We start from the raw sequence: 21,103 nt of genomic DNA on the forward strand, positions 1-21,103 counted from the left end.
CTTTCGCCTAGTTGTTGCTCAGCGCGTCAGAGGCGTTCTTCTGGAGGCTGGACAACATGCTCTTCGGGTCCGAGGAGCCGTCCGACAAGCCCTGGATCTTGGAGTCGAAGTCCTTCTGCACGGCGTCGAAGCCGGGGAAGCCGACCGGTCCGAAGGCGTTGTCCGCCCCGGTGACGAACGCCGCCTGGTCCGGGAAGGCGGTCGTGAACTGGCTCTTGGCGGCCTGCCGCGAGGGCATGACGCCGAAGGCCTTGGCGAAGCTCATCTGCTGGTCGACGGTCGTCAGGTAGTCGATGAAGTCGACCGCGGCGGCCTGGTGCGAGCTCTTCTGCGCCACGCCCCAGCAGTTGGTGAAGGACAGCGTCGCCTTGCCCGCCGGGCCTGCCGGCAGCGGGACGACCTTGTAGTGGACGTTCGGGTAGTCCTTCTGCATCGAGCCGACGATCCAGTTGCCCTCGATCGTCATCGCCGCCTTGCCCTTGCCCAGCGCCTCGCCGCCCCAGCCGGCGTCGACCTGCTTGGGGAACTTCAGAGCGCCCTCCTTGCCCAGCTTCTGCAGGTACTGCAGCGCGGCGAGGTTCTGCGGGGAGTCGGCGGTGACCGTCTTGCCGTCGGTGGAGACCACCGAGCCGCCCGCCTGGCGCATGAAGGCGCCGATGCGGTCCAGGGTGTCGCTCATGACCAGGCCGGTGACGCCGTTGCCGGTCAGCTTCTTGGCGACGGTCTCCAGCTGGTCCCAGGTCGTCGGGACGTCGGCGTCGGTCAGACCGGCCTTCGTCCACAGGTCGCTGTTGATCTCCAGCGCGAGCGTGGAGAAGTCCTTCGGGACGCAGTAGTACTGCCCGTTGGCGGTGAACGCCTGCTGCAGGTTCGGGTACATGTCGGCCGAATCAGTGATCTTCGATCCGACGTCGGCCAGGGCGTTGCCCTTGACCAGGCTCTGGAACTTGGAGGCGTCGACGTAGAAGATGTCCGGCGGGGTCCCGCCGGCCAGCGACTGCGTGAGCTGCTGGGTGAGGTCCTTGGCCGGGGTGACGACGACCTTGTTGCCGGTCTTGGCGGCCCAGGCGTTGCCCGCGGCGACCACCGCGTTGGTCTCGGCGTCGCCGGAGGACCCGATCAGCACCTGCAGGGTGACGCCCGAGGTGGCGCCGCCGGTTCCGCCGCCGGAGGAAGAGGACCCGGTGCTCTTGCTGGGACCGCTGCTGCCACACGCCGCGGCGGTCACCAGCACCGCCGCGGCACCGGCGACAGCGACGATCCGCCTGGTGCGAACTGACTTCATTGTCGTTCCTTTCGAATAGCCCGCTTCGTCGAGGATCGTGGCTCGGGGCGCTGACACTCTGGTGGCGGGGAGTATCAGGCCTCGTCATCGGGGGCGGGGTGAGTGGGATCACTGCTGCCGCGCGCTATGACCGTGGGCTCCACGACGGAGGTGGTCACCGCGCTGCGGGGGTCGTCGATGCGCTCCAGCACCAGGTCCACGCACTGGCGCGCGATGGACTCCAGCGGCTGGCGCACACTGCTCAGGGCGGGCTGGACGACGGTGGCCAGCGGGCTGTCGTCGAAGCCGATCACCGCGACGTCGCGGCCCACGGCCAGCCCGCGGTGCTCCACCGCGTGCATCACGCCGACGGCCATCGCGTCGCTGACGCAGACGAACGCGGTCGGCGGATGCGCCTTGTCCAGCAGCGCGGCCGCGAGCTTCGTGCCGTCGCCGATGCCGTTCAGCCCGCGCACGGTCAGCCCGCGGGTGGGCAGGCCGAGTTCTTCGGCGGCGGCGAGATAGCCGGCGTACCGGTCGTCGCCGACCTCGCTGCCCTCGGGCCAGCCGAGGAAGGCGACGCGGCGGTGGCCGGCGGCGGCCAGATGCCGGGTCGCGGCCAGCGTGCCGGCGTGCCCGTCGACGTCGAGCCAGGAGTACTCGAACGCGGTCTTCTCCCACGGCCGGCCGAAGCTGACGAACGGCACGTCCCGCTCGGCGAGCCAGGCGGTGCGCGCGTCGTGCCGGTGCGAGCCGAACAACACGAAGCCGTCCACCGCGCCCCGGCTGACCAGGTCCTCGAACATGGCGATCTCGTCCTCGTCGCCGTCGGCGGCGAACAGGATCACGCCGTACCCGCGATCGCGCGCGGCGGAGGTCAGCGCGTACAGGAACCGGTCCTCGATGGCGCCGATATCGCGCCCGCCGGAGCGCGTGGACCGGAACCCGATCAGCCGCGTGGTCTGCAACCGCAGGTTGCGCGCGGCCTGCGTGGGCCGGTAGCCGAGGTCCTCCACCGCGCGCAGCACGCGCGCCAGGGTGTCCGGACGCAGGCGCTCCGGGGCGTTCAGCGCGTTCGACACGGTTTGGTAGGACACCTGCGCGTGTTTGGCGACCGCCTTGATCGTCGGGCGGGCCGGCGACTGTTCGGGCTGTGACATGGCGTTTCCTCCTTTCGGCGAGTTGAACGTTCAAAGTATCTGGAGTGGAGTGTTTCATATGAACGTTCAAATGGATAGAGTGCGAGTGAACGACGACGCACCATGAGGGGCACTCCATGACCGACGGTCCGGCCGATTTCCCAGCTCAGCAACCCTATCTGCACGATCTCCAGACCACGGTGAAGGCTCCGGTCTTCGGCTTGTCCGGGACCGGCGGCGCTTTGTCGGGGCAAGGCGTGGCGGGGGTTTTCGCCGACGACAGACGCGTCCTGAGCGTTTCGGAGATCGCCCTCTCGGGTGCGCGGCTCGTTCCTATCGCGAGCGAGCTCGTCGGCGCGGATGCGACACGCAGCGTGCTGGTGGCGCGCGGACTCGGCGAGGACGGCGCGGATCCGGCGGTGTGGGTGGAGCGGTCGCGGGTGCTTGTGGATGGCTCCGATTCCGATTCCGATTCCGATTCCGGCTCGCGGGCGGTCGTGCGGGAGATCGTGGAGATCCGGTCCGCTTCGCGCCGTCGCGTCCAGACCACGCTGAGCATGACGTTGGGCTGCGACCTGGCCGAGATCTCGGCGGTGAAGTCTGGCTACTCCCCCGGCGCGCTGCCGGCTGAAGCTGTTCACAGTGGTCTGCAATGGGTCGGGCTTGGTGCGGAGAACCGGGACATCGTTCAGGCGATCGCTCAGCACGCGCCCGCCGTCGTGGATGCGAAGCAGGGTCGGCTCAGCTGGCCGGTCAAGCTGGAGCCCGGCGAGAGCGCCCGCTTCAGTATCGAGGTGAGCGCTGCGGTTTTCGACTCCTCTGTAGTGCTGGGCACCGCGGGCGAATCAGTGCTCGGCGACCTGCGCGTGGACAGCGGCGACATCCGTATCGGACGCTTCGTCGAGCGCTCACTGTCCGATCTGCGCGGGCTGGAACTGCGCGATCCTTCGGCGCCGGAGGACCACTTCCTGGGCGCCGGTGCGCCGTGGTTCCTCACGTTGTTCGGCCGCGATTCGCTCATCGCCGCGCGCATGTTGCTGCCGCTGGGCACGGAACTGGCCGCCGGCACGCTGCGTACGCTGGCCCGGCGTCAGGGTACGAAGACCGACCCGGAGACCGCCGAGCAGCCGGGCAAGATCCTGCACGAGATCCGCCGCGCGCCGGCCTCCCACGACGCGGTCGGCAACACCGGAGGGCCGATGACGCTGCCCTCGACGTACTACGGCACCGTGGACGCCACGCCACTGTGGATCATGCTGCTGCACGACGCCTGGCGCTGGGGCATGCCCGCCGACGAAGTGGAGAAGCTGCTGGATCCGCTGGGCGCCGCGCTGGCCTGGATGCGCGACCACGGCATGGACGACGCCGGCTTCCTGAGCTACGTCGACGAATCGGGCCACGGCCTGGCGAACCAGGGCTGGAAGGACTCCGGCGACTCGATCCAGTTCATCGACGGCCGGATCGCAACAGCGCCACTGGCCCTAAGCGAGGTCCAGGGCTACGCCTACGAGGCGGCAATGAGCGGCGCGGCACTGCTCGACGCCTTCGGCCGCCCCGGCGCCGACGAGTGGCGCACCTGGGCCGCACAACTCGCCGCACGATTCCGCGCCCGCTTCTGGATCAGCGACGCGGACGGACCGTTCCCAGCGATCGCCCTGGACCGCGACGGCAAGCCCGTGAACACGGTCGCCTCGAACATGGGACACCTGCTGGGCACCGGAATCCTGAACCCCGAGGAGTCGGCGCTGGTCGCCGCACGCCTCGGATCGGCAGCGCTGTCCTCGGGCTATGGACTGCGAACCATGGCAACCTCGGCAGCCGGTTACAGCCCACTGAGCTACCACGGCGGCTCGGTATGGACCCACGACACCGCGATGGCCGTGCAGGGACTGGCCCGAGCAGCGGCAGACGGCGTGCCAGGCGCGGCAGAATCGGCACGCGCACTGATCGACGGCCTGCTAGAGGCAGCCGCAGGCTTCGAATACCGCATGCCGGAGCTGTACGCAGGCAGCCCAGCCCGCACCGGCGGCCGCCCGACCCCCTACCCGGCTGCGTGCCGCCCACAGGCATGGGCCGCGGCGGCAGCGATCGCGGTGGTCTCGACGCTGGTCGGGGTGCGACCCGACGCGCCCGCGAACGCGATGGCGTTCCAGCCGCTGCCCGGCGGGGACTGGGACGGGCTGACCGTGCGCGGATTGCGGGTCGGCGCGGATGCGGTGGACGTGCGGCTGGATGCGGGGGATGTCCGGGTGCTGGATTCCTGAGCATGAGGGAGCGCAGGTGTGGCGCCGGTCGGCAAGGCATGCGAGGCGTTTGCGTCTGCGCGGACGCTGTGGATGTGCGGCTGGGTGAAGTGAATGTCTGGGTGCTGAGTTCCTGAGCTTGAGGGAGCGCAGCTGTGGCTGCGGCCAGTCGGGCATGAGGGGCGCGTCTGAGTTCCTAAGCTTGAGGGAGCTCAGGCGGCGGGTCATGCATGAGGGACGTTGGCGAGCGTGCTGTGTCGGCCGTCGTTCGTGGCGGCGCGGATGCTGAGAAGTCTGCGGCTGGAGGCGGGGGTCTTTGGCGGGGCATGCGGGGCGTTTTCGGGAGCTGCTGTGCCGGCTGTCGTGCGTGTCGGGAGGGGTGGATACCTTTTCCCGCATGGGTGAGTTTGAGGTTGGCGGGTTGTTGCAGCTGATGCGGGGTGCTGATCCTGCGGATCCGGGGACGTGGGCGGGGTGGCGGGGTGGGTGGGAGGAGCTCGTCGATGAGTTCCTTGATGAGGGTGCGTTGGATGATGGCGCTTATGTGGTGATTCCGCAGGTGATTGATGCGGCGGTTGGGTTGGCGCCGGAGCATATGGTCGATTTCTGGATACGGCTGGGGTATGCCGTTGCCGCGCCGGATTCGGGGGCGGTTCCTGCTGACCTTGCGGCGGGGTACGTGGCGGCGTTGCGGCGTGCGGAGCAGGCTGTGGTGCGGGTGCTGGCTGCTGCTGATGTTCCTTTCACCAGGTGCACCGACTTGGTCCTGTCGGGAGTGGCGTTCAGCGGGCATCGCATCGGGCGTGCGTTGTGGGCGATCAGTGATGTGCTCAGCGATCACGTTCTCCATTGTCCGGGCTGCGACTGGGAGTGCGACTACAGCACGGTGGTTCCGGGTCTGCCCTCGCGGGCGGAGGGGCACATGTGGACGGAGAGCGGCATCCCACTGGACGCCTCACCTCAGGCAGTCCTCGCCATGGCCGCCAGCCTTGTCGCCACGAAGGGGACGCCTACGTGGGCCGCCGAGGAGGCGGCGGAGCAACTCAGTGTGCTCATGGGGTGCTTCCAGTGCGCACACTGCGGAAACACATGGTCGATCGCCGACAGCTTGGCGCCGCCGCCGGACGGCGCGCGTCCGCTGGATCCCGATTCTCTGGTGGTGCTCGATACTCCGGTGCCGGCCGGGCAACCCGTCTCACCGACCGAGGAGACGGCGATGATGGCGGTGACGGCGTTGCTGGGCTGCGACGCCGGCGTCAACGCGGTGGCGATCGTGGCGGGCTCGGACCGGCCGACGCTGGTGGTGGGCGGCGGAGATCGTGGGCTGATTCATGTGTGGGACATGGCGACCGGTCAGGCTCTGCGCGAGCCGCTGGCCGGACACCCCGACCGGATCTTGACGCTCGCCGCGATCCCCAAACCGGACGGCGGCGCGTGGCTGGCCAGCGGCGGCGAAGGCGGCTCGATCGGTCTGTGGGATCCGTGGACCGGGGAGAAGATCCGACAGCCGGAAGTGACATGGGCAGGCGGCGTCAGCGGCGTGTGCGCGGCAACCATGCCCGACGGTCGCGTGCTCCTCGCGTCAGCCAGGACACGCGGCGCGGTGCGGGTGAGCGAGCCGGTCAGCGGCGACATCCGAGCACGCTTGAATCCCTTTGGGCATCCCATCGCATCGATCGCTCCGCTCCCGGTGGCTGCCGGCTACACGACGATCGCAGGGACGGACCAGTCCGGCCGTGTATACGTGTGGGATCCGAGCATCAGCGACCCGCACGAGTGCGAACACGGAGCAGCTCTCGCGCCCTCGAAGGATGGGCTCGCCGACGCCGGCCACACGTTCGTCCAGGCGGTCGCCGCCGTACCGCTGCGCGGAAAGACGCTGCTGGCCACCGGCGACCGCAAAGGCAACCTCGCGCTGTGGGACCCGGCGACCGGGACCGCGACCGGGCAGACCCTGCCTTCCGACGTCAAAGGTCGGACGCTGAGCGCCCTGACCGCGACCGAGCTCCCAGACGGGCGCACCCTCGTCATCACCGGCAGCACCCAAGGCAGTACCCTGCGATGGTGGGAGCCCGAGACCGGCGCCGTCTCGACGATCGACGTCGGCGCGGCGGTCACGTCCCTGGCCGTCACGGGCTCGACGCTGGTCGTCGGGCACACCCGCGGAGTGTTCATCATGCAGCTGGCTTGAGGCCATGGCCAGGTCGTGACACCGCGCTTACTGTGAACGCCGTCTCGCAGTGCCCGGATATACGACCCTTGGAGCGCAGATGAATCCCACTCGTCGCAATGTCCTGAAATGGGGACTCAGCGGCACCGTCCTGGCCGCCACCTCGCTCGGGCTGCCCGCCACGGCGCGCGCCGACTCCCCCGTCACGCCGGGCGGCAAGCCCACGGACCGCTGGATGAGCTATCTCGACCCGAACCTGTCGCTGCTGGGGATGACGGTTCCCGGGACGCACGACACCTGCTGCACCAATCCCGCGAACGGCACCGAGTGGTCGCACACGCAGAACTGGGGGATCCCGCAGCAGTTGTCGGAGGGCGTGCGGTTCGTCGACATCCGCTGCAACGGGTTGCAGGGGACGGCCAGCGAGATGGGCATCTACCACTCCAGCTACTACCAGGGCATCCGGCTGCAGGACGTGCTGGACCAGTGCAAGGCGTTCCTCGCCTCGCAGCCGACCGAGACGATCGTCATGCGGCTGAAGAACGAGAACGCCGGAGGCCAGGCGCTCAGCGACGCGGAGTTCCAGCGCCGGGTCACCTACTACTTCGACACGCTCGGGTATCGGGACCTGTTCCACATGTACGGCTGGCCGACGCTCGGTCAGGCGGCCGGCAAGGTGGTGCTGCTGGCGGACTTCGCGTTCCCGGCGTCGTGGAATCTGATCGGCTGGGCGGACAGCGCGAACTGGCAGTTCAACGTGCAGGACACGTATACCGGGGTGTCCACGGGCTCGAAGGGTCAGCTGATCACGCAGCAGTTCGACAACGCGTACAGCAACCCGGCGCCGACGACGATGTACGTGAACTTCCTCAGCCTGGCGCCGTCGATCAACGACGGTCTGGGGTTTCCGAAGAACCTCGAGCAGACGCTGATGGACAACTCCATCTACCCGTATCTGCGTGCCCGGACCGGGCAGCGCGCGCGGTTCGGGATCGTGCCGATGGACTTCCCGGACTTCCACGTGAACGTGCTGGAGATGTTGATCGACAAGAACTTCGCCTGAGAGACCAGTCAAGATATCGCATGGATTTGCTTCCGATCATGCTGGGTTGAGGGCTAATCTTCAACAGCATTCAACATGGTGGCGGCAGTCTGGCGCGCGGTCTTGGAGGACTGATGTCGGCGAGCTCTCAAGCAGATCGGCAGGATGCGGGCGGCTCGGTGCGCCGCCGCGCGGTGCTCGCCGGCGGGGCGGCTGTGGGCGCCGCTATGGTCGGAGTCGCGGGAGCGGGGACGGCGGCAGCGGCGACGAACGGCACGGAGGCCGCGATGAGCAATGCGGCGGCAGAGGCAGCGACGACGACAGCGACGGCAGAGACGAAGAGCAAGGACTCGGGCCCGGCCCGGGTCCGCTTCGACCGGTGGACGACCTGGGCCGACTTCCGGTCCGGGAAGTCCGCCGGCGTGCTGCCGCTGCCGGGACCGCGGCTGGGCGTCGTCATCGCCGAGCCGACGGGGACCACGTCCTACACCGACCCCTACCTCAACACCACCGCAGAGTACGAATACGCGACCTGGACCTCCCCGACCCGGCAACTGGACTTCGGCGCCACGCAGCTGACCGCGCACTGGAACGCCGACACGCCGAAGGGCACGTTCCTGAAGGTGGAACTGCTCGCCACGATGGAGGACGGCCACCGCGACACCTGGGTCATGGGCGTCTGGACCCGCGACGACAGCGAGCTGAACCGTACCTCGGTCAACGGGCAGAGCAACGCCTACGGCGAGATCGACACCGACACATGGAGCTCTGAGACCGGGCACTCGATGCGTTCCTACCAACTGCGCCTGACTCTGTTGCGCCGCCCCGGTTTGCGGGCGACGCCGCGGGTCTGGCAGATCGGCGCGACGGCCTCCATGGTCCCGGCGCGTACCACCGTTCCGGCGAGTACGCCGGGCCCGGCGACCGGCATCACGCTCGCGGTCAAGCCGTACGCGCAGAACCTGCACGACGGCCAGTACATCCAGTACGGCGGCGGCGGTGAGGCGTGGTGCAGCCCGACGTCGACCGAGATGGTGGTCGAGTTCTGGGGCAAGGGCCCGACCGCCGAGGATCTGGCGTGGGTCGATCCCAGCTACGTGGACTCCTCGGTGGACGAGGCGGCGCGCTACAGCTACGACTACGGATATCAGGGTACTGGCAACTGGCCTTTCACCTGCGCCTACGCCGCGTCCTACGGGTTGGACGCGATGGTCGTGCGGCTGAACTCGCTGACCGAGCTGGAAGTGCTCGTCGCCCACGGCTTCCCGGTGGTCACGTCGCAGTCCTTCACACTCGCCGAGAACGGCTACTACGCGAGCGCCGGACACCTGTGGTGCGTCATCGGGTTCACCGACACCGGCGACGTGATCGTCAACGACCCGGCCAGCAACAGCGACTCCAACGTCTACACGGTCTACCCGCGGCGGATGTTCGAGACGGTGTGGCTGCGGACGAACTACACCAAGGCCGACGGCTCGCCCGGGTACGGCTCCGGCGGGGTCGCGTACCTGATCAAGCCGCACGACAAGGCGCTGCCGCCGGTCGTGGACCCGCGCAATCCCAGCTGGCCGTCCGACCCCTGGGGATGAGACCGATTGAGGCCCCGGCGTGGCGGGCGTCAGGGGCCTCAATCACCTTTTTCCGGCTGGGCTCGGCTTTGCCCGGCTGGGTTTTCCGGCTAGGAAGGCAGTTCGACGGACAGGGCGTGGCGGAAGACGTCGCGTGGGTCCCCGTCGCCTTGATCTGCTGGAGCTTCGGGTAGTTCTCCTTGTAGTAGAGCTCGTGCCAGGGACGCCGGAGATGTTCCACGCCGGGTCGGCGAGGTCGACATCCGGGTAGTTGATGTATGAGCCGTCGCTCACGGCGTCCGGGACCGGGACGCCGCCGGTCGCCGCGTAAATGCTGCGGTAGTACTCGCGCATCCACTGGACGTTCGCGGCGAGCGCCTATGCTGCCGGACATGACCGCCGACGCTCCGGACCCAGCCGTCGAGGCGGACACCGCGCTGATCGGCGGCGCGCTCCGCAGCCGCGAGGACGACGGCGCGCCCTGGTCGGTGGCGTGGGGCATGCTGCCGCCGGGCGTGGAGGCAGTGCACGTGACGTTCCGCGACGGCCGCCGCTCGGAGCCCGCGGCACGCGTCGGCATCCTGGGACGGCACTGGGCCGCCGAAGTAGCCGGACGGTTCGACAAGGCGGTGGTGACCGCCGGCGAGATCCGCGAGACGGTGAAGATCAGGATGCGAGACAAGACCCCGGCGCCGCGCAGGTTCTCCCGCAAGAAGGACGCGCTCCCGACCGACCCGCTGGAGCGGATGAAGCACCACTGGGGACTCGCGGCGGTGATTCTGCAGCCGGGAAGCGAGGACCGTCCGGTGCTGCCGGACATCCGCAGCGCCGGCGGAGACCTGGCTTAGCCCGAACCTGCTAGACCGGGAACTCGATGTGCGGCAGCACGGACAGGCCCGGACCGTAGCGCGGCGGTATCGGCGGCTCGGCGCCGGCGGCCACCACCGGCGGCTCGACGAAGTCCACCTCCAGCTCGGACCGGTGCAATGCCACGACGTCGGCGGCAGCGGGCAATCCGGGCTGCTCCACCACCAGCAACGGCCGCTCCAACACCGGCGCCAGCAGATCCAGCACGTTGTCGACCGGCGCTGGCGTCGGAGGCTGGTGCAGATCCAGCCCGGTCCACGGATCCTCCTTCGCCACCGCCGCCTGCCGCGCACGCCGATCAGCCGCCGCGACGGCGGTCGCAGCGGCGTGGATGGTGGCGATGACGTCGTCGGCGGTCTCGGGGACCGCGACGAGGGTCGAGGCGGAGGCGGCGGAGGCGGAGAGGTCGGTGGCGACGAGGTAGGGCGCGGTGGGGGTGTCGACGCTGCTTTCGGCGGCCGGCACGAGGTCGGTGGAGGTGGCGGAGGCGGCGGATTCAGACTCGACCGGCGAGTCATCGACAGGGTCGGTACCGGCCGGGTCGGGGTCGACAGGCTCGGTATCGGTCAGCTCGGGGTTGGCAGGATCGATGTCGGCTGGCTCGGGGTCAGCAGGGTCGATGTCGGCGGGCTCGATGTCAGCCGGCTGAGTATCGGCAGACTCCTCAGCTATGGCCCGCTTGACCTCCGCCAGATCGAGCGAAACTGTGGCTGTCGCATCCGAGGCGGCGAGTCCTTCGGCGACGGCGCGCTTCACGGCCTCCACATCCAGGGCGACCGTCTCGGTCCCATTGGGGGGCAGGACGACCCGCTCCATCCCGACTGTGGGAGCCTCCGCATTCGAGCGCGGCACCGACTCGGCGGTCAGCTCGGCGGTGTCGTCCGAATCCGCGCCGTCGCTCGCACTCGCCTCACCACCATCGCCCGCATCAGCGTCGGCGTCATCGCTCGAAGCATCATCGTCGTTCGTGCTCGTCGCAGCGCCATTGCTCGCACTCGTGCCAGCACCGTTACCCGCACCCGCACCCGTAGCTCCCGCATCCACCGCTCCCGCATCCACCGCCGTGAAAGCAACCGTGTCCGCCTCCGCGATGCCCCTGCGCGGGGGCGTGGCGGCGGCGTCGAGGTCGACGGGAGGGAGTTCGCGGGTGTTCGCCGTCGCGGCGGTGGCGGCCGGGCGGGTGTGGTGGGGCGTCGGTTCGTTCAACAGCATCAGGTGCTCGCGGGGTCTTCGGGGGCGGCGCTTCGGGCGTGGAGTTCTCGGAGTTCGTCGTCGTCGGGGTAGTGGTCCACTGTGCGCTTCAGGAGGGCGCGGGCTCGCGGGTAGCGGTGCCAGTGGAACGGTTGCATGCCTCCGGAGCGGGGGTCGTCGGGGCTGGGGACGCGCAGGTTCAGGGTGGTGGAGGCGTCGGGGTTGGCGTTGCCGGAGTCGAGGGCCTCGGCCTCCTCCAGCAGGGACGCGCACAGGCCGTAGTGGCGGGTCTCCCACTGGAAGGTCGCCTCGTTCCTCCACAGTGCGGCCATCAGGTCCCGGAGTTCCTTCGTGTCGCGGTACGCCAGTGCGGTGCGCAGGCGGTGCGCGCGGTCGTTGAAGGGACGCTGGGTGCGCTCGTCCATGGCGTCGGCGATCAGGAGGGTCGCTATCACCCGCGGCGCCTCCAGGTCGGGGTCGCCGGTCCACGTCTTGTCGGCCAGCAGCCCCCACGTCATCCGGTCCACCGCCAGGGCACGGCGTCCACCGAGCGCCGCCGAGCACGCCAGCAGCTTCAGCGCGTACGACAGCCCGGCGTGGTACTCGGACTTCGAGCCGTCCATCTCGCTGAGTTCCTGCCACCACTGCACGGCTTCCAGCAGGTCGCCGTCGGGTCCGGGCTTGGTCAGCGCACCGGCTCGCTCGGCGAGCACGACCTCCAGCAGCGCCGCGGCTTCCTTGTCGTCCGGCCGCAGTTCGACGGCGCGCCGCGCGTGCGACAGCGCCAGCACGTAATCCCGCACCTCGGAACGCAGTTCCCTGGTCCGCCGCATATGCGCGACACCCAGTTCTCTCTGCAACGCCGTGACATCCGGAGCGACGGACAAGGCGCGCTCCAACACATCCACCACGCTCTGCAACACGCTGACCGGCGCCGGCACGTCCCCGTCGCCAGAAGCAGGAGCAGAAGCAGAAGCAGCGCCACTGGCGCTGTCACCAGTGGCACTCGCCGCCAGGCCCGACAAACCAGCCGCCGCGATGTTCACCGTCTTGGTCGCGTCGGCGATGAAAGCCGTGCTGGTCGCCGCCATGTTCACGGTCGGCGTCGCGTCCACCGAAACCGGACGCTCCCCCTCCTCGGCACGCCGCATCAGCTCCCGCGCCGCGTTCAGCCCGGACTCGGCGGCGATCTCCACCCACACGCCTTCGGGCTTGCGGTCCGGATCCAGCGACGCCGCCCGGGCTATGCACTCCAGCGCCGGCGCCCACTGCTCGTCCAGATGCAGCTCCATGCCCCGCATGACCAGCGTCTTGCGCAGCAGCGCGGTCCACGCCGCGTCGCGGTCGCTCTCGGCGACCGTGTCCAGCGCCGCGATGGCCGGCTCGAACTTGCTGTCCTCATACAGGAAGTGCTGCGGTCCCAAGGGCCCGTACAGCGCGGCGATCCGCACCGACTCGTCGTCCTCGGCGCCGTCGGAGTCCGCCGCGTGCGTGGCGTCGGCGAGTTCGCGCCACTCCGCGAGCGCAGGTGTCTCAGGCTGCTGACGCAGCAGCGCCTCCAGCGTCGGGCTGATCCGTATCGGACTCAAGGCGGGCAGGTCCGCCTCGCAGGCGAGCACGTCCATCCCGAGCCGCACGCTCCAGGCGTCCACCTCGTCGCCGCCCCGGTACGCCGCGAGGTCGGCGAACCGCAGGTCGTTCTTCAACTCGTCGATCAGCGTGCGCCGGGTCTGCTCGATCTGCCCGCGATCGGCTTCGACGTCGCCGACTCCGACGACCTGCGTCCAGAAGTCGGGCGCGTACAGCGCCGTCACCAGGCAGCCGATCGTCCACATCCAGTGCTCGTCCTTGTTTCCGGACCGAGCCAGCTGGTACGCGGACAACCCGAGCGCGTGCAGCAGCCGGGCGTTCGTCGGTTCCTCGCGCACCAAGGCGAGATACCCCGCGAACGCCTCTTCATGACGCCCCTCGTCAGCATGCTGACGCGCGGAGTACTCCGACAGAGCCTCCAGCGCGGCCAGCGCCTCGGGCTGGTCCGGCTGGATCTGCAGCGCGCTGCGCAGATCGCCGAGCGCCCGGTAGGGCTCGCTCTTCTCGATCGCCGACGCCGCGCGCCGGATGAGCAGCTCGACGCGCTCGGTCTGCACGTCGGCGGGCAGCCGGACCAGCGCGCCGTCCAGGTCGCCGGCCTCGGCGCGCATCAGCGCGAGCTGGCGGCGCAGCGGCGGAGTCAGGGCACTGCTGACCAGGGCATCGGCCCACGACGTCAGCGTGCGCTCGGCCTCGTCCGGGACGCCGGCCTTGCGCGCGGCGTAAAGCAGCGATTGCAGTGCTGGTCCGGCGCACTTCTCGCATCGGTAGGAATTGAGCCCAGAAGGGCGGAAAAGGTGCGTCCGGCATCCTTCGCGTCCGCAGCCGGCACACGAGCCGACCGCGTCCTTCCCGCACTCGACGTCCGCGACCGCGACACACGGCAGCGGCGGCTCCTCGTCGTCGGGCTCGGCCTCCGCCGCCAGCCGCTCGGCGGCGACCAGCGGTCCGGCGTTGGCGATCTCCTGGATGTCCAGGCTCTGGGTGTCGTCGTCGCGGAGCTCGTAGCCGGTGTCCGCGCCGGAGTCCGCGTCGGCGTCGACATCCTGCGATGCGGCGGAGCCGTTGGCGATGTCGTTGCCCAGAAAGCGCTGGTACCACTGCACGGCGTCGTACCAGTGCCCGGTCCGCTCGGCGTACAGCGCACGCGCCCGGGCGACCGCCGGGTCGCAGTCCGGGTCCTCGGGCAGTTCGGCGAGCAGCGTCTCGGCGTCCTCGATCCGGTCGTCCAGCAACGCCGCCACAGCCAGGTGGCAGCGGTCGCGCATCCGGCCGTCGGGAGCGAGGAACGTCTCCAGGTCGGTCGTGGTGCCGCCGGCCAGGTCGACCAGCGCCCGCAGCCGGTTCTGCCGGCCGCGCGTGCCGTCGCCGCGCCAGTCGGTCGGCATCGAGGCGGCCAGGTCGAGCGCGACGGCCGCTTTCTCCCGGTTGTCGGGTATCTCCCGTCCGGACATCAGCATCCAGGCGGCCTCGCGCAGCGCGGCTTCCCGCAGCGCTATCCGGTGCTCGATGACCTCCGGCGAGTCCAGATACGCGATCTGCCACTGCAACCGCGCGGCGGTCGGGTCGCTGCCGAGGCGCTTGCGCGCTTCGCGATCCCGCGCCACGGCGGTCCAGTCCCGCAGTTCGGTGGTGCCGAGCCGGTCCCAGGTGTCGATGGCGCCGGCCGGGTTGTTGGCACGCAGCTGCGCCAAGCCGTAGTGGAACGTGGCCATGCCGCCCCAGTAGGACGACTGTCCGGACTCCGGCTCCAGCAGGCCTTGCGCCTCTTTGCGGCGTCCGGCGGCCAGCAGTACGGCACCGAGCCGAATGCGCGCGGCGCGCGAATGCGCGTCGTGCCGCAGCGCCGCCTGGTAGTGCGCGATCGCCTCGGCGGGGCGTCCGGACTGCTCGCGCAGCAGCGCCAAGCCGAGCCGTGCCGGGGCGAAGGCCGCCTCGACCGCCAGGGAGTTGCTGAAGTGGTTCCACGCCAAATCGTCGGCGCCGAGTTGCACGGCGAGCCGGCCCAGCGAGTAGTGGATGCGCGGATCCTGCGGCGCGTACTGCGAGGCGGTGCGCAGGTCGGTCTCGGCCTGGTCGGTGCGCCCCATCTGCTGGTGCGCCAGCCCGCGGAACAGCAGCGCCTCGGGGCGCAGCCAGGCTCCGCGCGACCACGGCGAAGCCGGGCCGGTGCCGCGGCGGAACGCCTCGTCGTAGGCGGAGATCGCGTCGTCGTAGCGCAGCAGGGTGCTGAGCTGGATGCCCCAGCGGAACCACAGCTCGCCGCTGCCGCCGGGCACGGCGGCGGCGAGCAGGTCCTCGGCCTCCTTCACCCGGCCGTCGCGGCGCATCATCGTGGTCAGCGCCAGCACCGGCCAGTCCACGCCGGGCAGCGCGGCCAGCGCGGCGCGCGCGGTGGCCTCGCGCTGCGCGGTGGGTCCGGTGGTGCAGGCCTTCTGCAGCCACATGACGGTGCGGATGGCTGTGTCCTCATCACCCGGCTCCAGGCCGTAGGTGATCGCCTTCAGGAAGTCGATGATCGGCTTGAGGTCGCCGTCCTCGGCGCGCAGCCGCTCCTCGGCGAACTGCCGCACAAGCCAGCGCGGCAGCTGCCGGAAGGGCTCGGTCAGCAGCGGGTAGGCCTCGCGGAAGCGCGCCATGGCGTCGGTGAAGATACCCAGCGCCAGAATGGTCTCGGCCTCGCCGAGCAATGCCAGACCGCGATAGTGCTGCAGGTCTTCGGGCACGGAGGACAGACGGCGGGCCAGGCGCGCGTATCGGTCGCGAGCCCGCTCCTGCTGACCCACAGCCGCCAGGTCCTCCGCCTTAGCGAACTCCTGGGTGATCCACTGCGGGTCCGTCCCTCGTCCACGCCCCAGCAAGGCCACACCGTCCCATCAAACCCGTATCGCTGCCTACAGCTTGACACAAGCGCGCCCGCCCGCGCCGGGCTAGATGTCACCCGGTGCGCACCGACCAGTTGTTTTCTCCTGGCGGTGCAACGCAGTTCACCCGGGCTCCATCCCAAGATCACCCGGCGTGTGCGCGCTGTGCCCCTTCGCTGTCCTCCGACGAGGCCGTATACCCCGTAACGACGCGGTGATCGTCGTCGAGGTTCCTCTATCGGAGGGCCGGAGGCAATTTTGACTCGGTTTTGACGAACAAAACGGGCCGATACGTCAGACCTTGATGGTCATGCTCTTCAGTGCTTGATCTCGGGGATCAGCCCCAGCTGCCGCATCTGAGCTGCGGTGTCGACGACTCCCCAGGTCTGCGCGATCCGCCCGGACTCGTCCAGGCGCACGATGAAGATCTCGTTGTAGGTGATCTTCTTCCCGGTCGGTTCGACTCCCATGTATGTCCCCCGATGCGTTCCCGTGACGACGTTGCGGTAGACGATCTTGTCTCCGTCGACGAGCCGGTCCTCGGTCTCGATGTGCAGATCGGGGAAGGCGGACAGCAGGATCCGGAAGACGACCTTCTGCGCCTCGACGCCGCTGACCGGGAGCTTCAGCGGAGTGCTCAGGATCATGTCGGGCGCGCAGACTTCGTCGATCAGCTTCAGGGCGAGATCGAGTTCTCCGTTGTTGACGGCGGCCTGGACGCGGTCGAGGGCGGAGAGGTTGTCGGTGGTCATGGTGCGCTCCTTGGCGTCTTGATCGGTGGGTGGTTCCCCTTACCGGGACGAGGGAGCGCCGCCGGCGGTGACATGCCGCGCATGCCACCGCCGAACGAGCAGGTCAGCCGGTTTCCTTCAGGAACACCGGGTTGGTCAGCGCGGCCATCGGGCCGAACAGCAGCGCGTCGCCCATCGTGTTGCCCTGCCCCGGCGTGCCGTCGGCCATGGGGTGGCGGACCTCGGCGCGGACGTAGGCGGCCAGCGAGGGCGTGGTGCGCCAGACGACGACGCCGTCGCCGGCGGCGTCCAGCGACTGCTGGAACATCTGCCCCTCGTCGGTGATCAGGCGGACGGTGCCGTTGGGGACGCCGTGCACCTCCAGCCGGACGTCGACCGGAGCCTGCGCCGAGGCCTTGAGCGTCTCGCCGACACCGGCCTGCTTTCCGGCGCCGGTGACGGTGAAGTCCAGCGTCACCGCACTGGATTCGGCGATCCAGGTGCGGCCGGCGCGCAGACCGTCCATCAACGCGTCGGTGCGCAAGTCGTCGGCATAGACGACGTTGTGCGGCAGACCGATCACCTGCGGCTCGCTGTGCGCGTCGCTGTTGCCCACGGCCGGAAGCCAGCGCTTTCCGGAGCGGACCGCCTCGCCGAGCTTCTGGTCCCAGGTGCTGACGGCGTGTTCGTCGTCGTACGTCCAGGGACCGGTCCACACCTCGGTGACGTCGGCGTCGTCGAACCCGAACTTCCACTGGCAGGCGACGTAGGCGCAGTACATGTGCGCCGGCGCGACCAGACCGCCGTGCTTGCGCACCTCGCGGGCGAAGCGCGGGAAGGCGTCGTCGCGGTTGCGGTAGCGCCAGTCGATCCACTCCCCGGCCGGCAGGCCCATCGCGACCCAGTGGCCGTTGCGGGTGGTGATCTCCTCTCCGGTGATGATCAGCAGATCCGGGCCGGCGTACTGACCCCAGACGCCGTGCGAGGAAGAAGTGTTGTGGTCGGTGGAGACCATGAAGTCCAGCTTCGCCGCGCGGGCGCCGGCGGCGACCTCGCCGGGCAGCCGCTTGCCGTCGGAGTAGACGGTGTGCAGGTGGCAGTCGCCGCGGTACCAGGACCGGCCGCGGCCCTTGGCTCGGGTCGGCGGGTAGTTCGGGACGAACGGGGTGCCCGGCTTGCCGTAGGTCAGGGTGACCTGGACCTGGTAGTTCATGCCGACCTGCGCGACCTGGTACGGACCCAGGGCGATGTGCCACGTGCCCTTGTTCACCGGACCGGGCAGGTAGCCGGGCGTCGCCTCGCTGGCGCTGATCGAGAACGCCGTCCGGAAACCGCCGGACCAGCCGCGGAAACCGGGACCGCCCAAGGCGATGCCGCGCTCGTCGAAGACGCCGATGTCGCAGGAGTTCGTCTTGTCGCCGGCGGTCACCGCGGGGTGGTCGTAGGAGTAGGAGACGTCGATCTGCTTCACCCCGGCCGGGATCACCACCGGCAGGTAGACGAAGTCGGCGGCGCCGGTCTCGAGGTGGCCGGTGATGGTCTGGGAGACCTGCGTGCCGTCGGCGGGAGTGCCGGAGGCGAAGCCGTCGCTCTTGTCGGCGGCGTGGGCGAAGGTCATGGGACCCAGGGTGAGCGCCGCGGTCGCGGCACCGACCGTCAGGACGCCCCGGCGGGACAGACCCGCTGCGGAGGGGTCGGCCGACTCGGGCAGCGGAGCAGCGTTGTGCTCGCAATAGCCATCAGTGCACATGGTTTCCGACCATCGGCGACGCCGGTGAACCAGGCGTGAGCGTCAAGAGAAAGGTTGGAACGTCCCGCCCCGCACCGGGCAGTACGGCTAGCCGAGCCGGAGTCCGGGATGGTCCGGGGAGTCCGGATAGGTGTCCGACACGGCTTCGGTCAGCGCGCGCAGGCTGTGCACCAGTCCCGCACGCTCGGCCGGTGTCAGCCTGCCGACCAGGGCGGTCACCTCCTCCGAGCGCCGGTCCATGACGCGGTGCACCAGGTCGCACCCGGTCTCGGTGAGGCTGAGGAGCTGTTCGCGGCGGCTGGCCGGATTCGGCTGGCGCTCCAGCAGGTCGGCCGCGGCGAGGCGGTCGGCCATGCGCAGGACGGTCGAGGGGTTCACGCCGAGTTCGGCGGCCAGGTCGCTCTGCTTCATCGGCGGGCGGTCGGCCAGGACCACCAGGGTGCGCAGCTGCGGCAGGGTCAGCGAGTCGTCGACGTCGGCCAGGGCGCGCGCGGACATGCCGACGATCATGCGGGAGGCCGCCAGGACGGCGGCCACGACTTCCTGCGTGTCGGCTTCCGGTGTGGCGGGGTGAATGTCCGGCTGCACACCCTGAAGCTACCGCATTGCCGCCGTAGACTGAACCATTGCATAATGCAATGGTTGAGGGGGGACCGCACCATGGGGAGGACGACGCCGTGGAGGAAGCACCTATCCGGGAGTCCTACTCCTTCCTGTGCCAGGCCTGTGGGCATGGGTGGCAGGAGGTCTATGAGATCCGGCGCGTGCACGACAGCCGCGGGCTCATCCAGTCTGCCTTCTTCCTCAACGGACGGCGTACTCCCTCGCCCTTGACCCAGGGGCGGTGTGCCGTCTGCGCGAGCGCACGGGTGCTGGTCACGCAGCGCACTCGGGGGCGCCGTCCGCGAGGCGGCGCGATGATGGAGGTGTCTCCATAAGCGCGAGGAATGGGAGATCGAGATGACCGGTATCGAAGTCCTCACCGCGGGCCGCTACGGCTACGCCGACCGGCGCATCCACCGCGACGACTTCGCCCACCAGCTGGCGATCATGCTGCCCGCCGACGACGGCGAACGGCTGCGTCCGGCCGTGGCCGTCACGGCGGAGGACCTGGTCAGCGCGGCGAAACTGTGCCGCCACCTGGCCGAGCGATATCCCGCCGAACCGCTGGGCCGGCTCGCCGAGCAGATCGCCTACCGCCTTGAACACCCGATCACCCACCCCGGTGCGATGGTGTTCTACGCCGCCGCACTGCTGTGCCGGGAACAGGAGGCCCTGAGCAGGGTCGAGAGCGCGACCATGGTCGCCGCGGTGCTGGAGGCGCGGGCCGCCGCCCACGCCGCCGACATGCTGGAGGCCACGGCTCCCCAGACCCTGCGCTACACGGTCAAGTCCGCGATCGACGGGGACTTCGTGCGCGGCGCGCGCCATATGAAGGCCCACCAGAACTGACGAACCGCCCGCCGGGCCGCTGCCGTCGAGGGCGTCAGCGGCCCTGAAAGACGGCGTCCATCCGGATGAAAACCGCGCGGGCCGTGCGCCCTGGCGGTGAGTACGGCGTCCTGCGTCCGTCCGCGACACAGGACGCCGCACTCCGCTTCTCACAGCACGGCACGCTCCCGACGCCGACGAATCCGCACTCTGATATCGCCTGACAGCCCCGCACAGCGCCCGAGGGCCCGGCGCGGGGCGGGATCCTGGCGCCGCGCCCGCCCGGTCGGCAGCGGGCCCATGGCGGCTCCGCTCAGCGCTTGATCCCCACCCCGACCAGACCCCAGATCTCCTGCCAGTCCTCGCGGACCTCGCCGTCGGGGCGCCACAGCGGCCGCGGCACGATGCCGGGCTGGATGATCTCGGTGCCGGTGAACAGGTCCCTGATCTCCTTCTCGCTGCGCATGTACATCGGCGAGGTCGCCTGGTCCCAGGCGCGGACCGCCGCCTCGGCCTGGACCGGGCGGCCGCCGTCGGTGATGTGCGAGACCACCAGGGCGCTGCCGGCGGGGACGGCGGCCAGGAACTCGGCGACCATCGCGTGCGGGTCCTCTTCGGGCGCGATGAAGTGCAGCAGGGAGTTCATCACGATCGCCACCGGCTGCTTCAGGTCCAGCACGCGGCGCAGTTCCGGGTCGGCCAGCACCTCGGCGGGGCGGCGGACGTCGGCCTCGACGACCGCGGTGTGCGTCGGGTCGGCGGCGGCCACCAGGGCGCGGCCGTGGACGGCGACCATCGGGTCGTAGTCGACGAAGACGATGCGCGCCTGCGGGTGCGCCTCGCGGGCGGTGTCGCCGATGTTGTCCGTGCCGGGCAGGCCGCTGCCGAGGTCGAGGAACTGCGTGATGCCGGAGGCGGCGAGGAATCTGGTCGCGCGATTGAGGAACGCGCGGTTCTCCTGGAGGATCTCGCGGGCTTGCGGAACGTGGCGCAGCGCCGTCTCGGCGGCCTCGCGGTCCACGTCGAAGTAGTGCATCCCGCCGAGCAGGTATTCGTAGATACGCGCGGTGTGGGCCCTGGTGGTGTCCAGCTCCGGGGGCACCCAGCCGGGGATCAGTGTGCTGTCGATGGTGTCGACGACGTCCATGGTCCCCCCGCTGCCGGCTCCGAGTTCCGTACTGTCCACCGAGGTCGCGGCGGGTTCGGGTGGCCCGCCGGTCTTCGAGGCCTGATGTTCGTCAACCACCCGCGAG

The 21,103-nt window shown here is 69.8% G+C and carries 14 protein-coding genes and 1 pseudogene; 6 read left to right on the forward strand and 9 right to left on the reverse strand.

The window, feature by feature from the left end; genetic code table 11:
- Positions 1-7: 7 nt before the first annotated feature.
- Positions 8-1,285, reverse strand: coding sequence for a sugar ABC transporter substrate-binding protein (locus CACI_RS33360; protein WP_015795307.1), 1,278 nt, complete (start codon positions 1,283-1,285; stop codon positions 8-10).
- Between the two features lie 74 nt (positions 1,286-1,359).
- Complete coding sequence (locus tag CACI_RS33365) at positions 1,360-2,424, reverse strand: LacI family DNA-binding transcriptional regulator (protein WP_015795308.1); 1,065 nt, start codon at positions 2,422-2,424, stop codon at positions 1,360-1,362.
- A gap of 116 nt (positions 2,425-2,540) precedes the next feature.
- Here CACI_RS33365 and CACI_RS33370 point away from each other — a divergent pair, with 116 nt between their 5' ends.
- From CACI_RS33370 to CACI_RS33385, 4 genes are all read left to right on the forward strand, one after another.
- Positions 2,541-4,667: a glycogen debranching N-terminal domain-containing protein gene (locus CACI_RS33370; protein WP_015795309.1), complete on the forward strand. Its 2,127-nt coding sequence runs from the start codon at positions 2,541-2,543 to the stop codon at positions 4,665-4,667.
- A 376-nt stretch (positions 4,668-5,043) separates the two neighbouring features.
- The gene (locus CACI_RS33375) at positions 5,044-6,837 is read left to right on the forward strand and encodes a WD40 repeat domain-containing protein (protein WP_041540611.1); all 1,794 of its coding nucleotides are present in this window, start codon (positions 5,044-5,046) and stop codon (positions 6,835-6,837) included.
- A gap of 79 nt (positions 6,838-6,916) precedes the next feature.
- Complete coding sequence (locus CACI_RS33380) at positions 6,917-7,879, forward strand: phosphatidylinositol-specific phospholipase C (protein WP_015795311.1); 963 nt, start codon at positions 6,917-6,919, stop codon at positions 7,877-7,879.
- A gap of 113 nt (positions 7,880-7,992) precedes the next feature.
- A complete protein-coding gene (locus CACI_RS33385; protein ID WP_015795312.1) occupies positions 7,993-9,447 on the forward strand; it encodes a C39 family peptidase in 1,455 nt (484 codons plus the stop codon).
- Positions 9,448-9,536: 89 nt separating this feature from the next.
- Here the strand turns inward: CACI_RS33385 and CACI_RS54440 are convergent.
- A pseudogene (locus CACI_RS54440) lies at positions 9,537-9,783 on the reverse strand (BBE domain-containing protein); the annotation flags it as partial.
- A gap of 35 nt (positions 9,784-9,818) precedes the next feature.
- On the opposite strand from CACI_RS54440, the gene CACI_RS33390 reads away from it, so the two are divergent.
- Positions 9,819-10,274 carry a hypothetical protein gene (locus CACI_RS33390; protein WP_143765482.1) on the forward strand — a complete coding sequence of 152 codons (456 nt, stop codon included), beginning with the start codon at positions 9,819-9,821 and terminating at the stop codon, positions 10,272-10,274.
- Between the two features lie 10 nt (positions 10,275-10,284).
- On the opposite strand, the gene CACI_RS49345 is transcribed toward CACI_RS33390, so the two are convergent.
- The 5 genes from CACI_RS49345 to CACI_RS33415 all read right to left on the reverse strand — a co-directional run bounded on the left by CACI_RS49345 (position 10,285) and on the right by CACI_RS33415 (position 19,007).
- A complete protein-coding gene (locus CACI_RS49345) occupies positions 10,285-11,505 on the reverse strand; it encodes a hypothetical protein (protein ID WP_015795314.1) in 1,221 nt (406 codons plus the stop codon).
- A complete protein-coding gene (locus CACI_RS33400; RefSeq protein ID WP_143765483.1) occupies positions 11,505-15,935 on the reverse strand; it encodes a tetratricopeptide repeat protein in 4,431 nt (1,476 codons plus the stop codon). Before CACI_RS33400 ends, CACI_RS49345 begins: the two co-directional genes overlap by 1 nt.
- A gap of 320 nt (positions 15,936-16,255) precedes the next feature.
- Positions 16,256-16,690: an ester cyclase gene (locus tag CACI_RS33405; RefSeq protein ID WP_015795316.1), complete on the reverse strand. Its 435-nt coding sequence runs from the start codon at positions 16,688-16,690 to the stop codon at positions 16,256-16,258.
- A gap of 103 nt (positions 16,691-16,793) precedes the next feature.
- Positions 16,794-18,419 carry a CehA/McbA family metallohydrolase gene (locus tag CACI_RS33410; RefSeq protein WP_015795317.1) on the reverse strand — a complete coding sequence of 542 codons (1,626 nt, stop codon included), beginning with the start codon at positions 18,417-18,419 and terminating at the stop codon, positions 16,794-16,796.
- A gap of 87 nt (positions 18,420-18,506) precedes the next feature.
- Positions 18,507-19,007 (reverse strand): MarR family winged helix-turn-helix transcriptional regulator, encoded by a 501-nt coding sequence (locus CACI_RS33415; RefSeq protein WP_015795318.1) that lies wholly within the window; start codon positions 19,005-19,007, stop codon positions 18,507-18,509.
- Positions 19,008-19,379: 372 nt separating this feature from the next.
- On the opposite strand from CACI_RS33415, the gene CACI_RS33425 reads away from it, so the two are divergent.
- Positions 19,380-19,871 carry a hypothetical protein gene (locus CACI_RS33425; protein ID WP_015795320.1) on the forward strand — a complete coding sequence of 164 codons (492 nt, stop codon included), beginning with the start codon at positions 19,380-19,382 and terminating at the stop codon, positions 19,869-19,871.
- 292 nt (positions 19,872-20,163) lie between these two features.
- Here the strand turns inward: CACI_RS33425 and CACI_RS33430 are convergent, their stop codons facing one another.
- On the reverse strand, positions 20,164-21,096 hold the full coding sequence (locus tag CACI_RS33430) for an SAM-dependent methyltransferase (RefSeq protein WP_223297325.1): 933 nt from the start codon (positions 21,094-21,096) through the stop codon (positions 20,164-20,166).
- Between the last annotated feature and the right edge of the window lie 7 nt (positions 21,097-21,103).

This window comes from Catenulispora acidiphila DSM 44928 (assembly GCF_000024025.1).
GTDB classification, from domain to species: Bacteria; Actinomycetota; Actinomycetes; order Streptomycetales; family Catenulisporaceae; genus Catenulispora; species Catenulispora acidiphila.